The following is a 739-nucleotide window of genomic DNA, read 5'->3' on the forward strand; positions in this document are numbered from 1 at the left end:
GGCGACATGAGGAAATCCCAGAACGCGCGGAAGCTCCTGCCCTGATCGGACTCGGCGATGACGTCCTGCTCGCCGAAAACCTCATCCAGGAGCTCGCCGCGACCGCCGGACCAGGTAGCGATGCGCTCGCGCACGGCCCGGTCGAGTTCGCGAAAATTCTGCTCCACCTGGCGGAAATCCGCGAGCAACGCCCGCGCGGTCCCCGTGGCCTGTAGGAAACGCTCGCGCAGCCGGGTGGGGTCCATGAGCTCGAGCTCGCCGGCCTCGAGCCGCTCGATCTGCGCGTCGAGCTCCGCGCGCTGGCGCTGAAGCTCCGCGATGCGGGCCCGGGGATCCGTCTCCGCGCCCTGGACCAGCTCGCGGAGCAGGTCGAAGACCGTGCGTAGGCGCGACTCGGCACCGACGAACTGGACCCGCTCCTCCAGTCCCACGACCCACTGGATGGCCTTCTCCGTGGCGGGCATGAGGTCATAGTGAGGCTCGTCGCTGTCCGTGGGGTAGTAGCGACGCAGCCAGCCCCGGTCGTCTCCGACCCAGTCGTTGAGATAATCCAGCGCCGCCCGCGGGAAGGCATCCTCGCCCTCGCTCTCGCGCAGATGGAAAAGGTAGTCCTCCAGCTGCGCAGCCAGCTCCTGCTCGCCCAGGGCCCGGACGTTGGGGCGGATAAAGGCGTGGTGGAGAAAGCCGACGATCAGGGGCGCGCTGTCGGCGGTGAGCAGCCGCCACGCCGGATGATTGC

1 protein-coding gene is annotated in these 739 nt (G+C 68.7%); it reads right to left on the bottom strand.

The annotated features are described in order from the left end of the window. On the bottom strand, positions 1 to 739 hold a 739-nt coding region (locus tag G7A99_RS22740; protein ID WP_163144293.1), incomplete at both ends, for a DUF3375 domain-containing protein.

The organism is Arhodomonas sp. KWT (assembly GCF_010993615.1).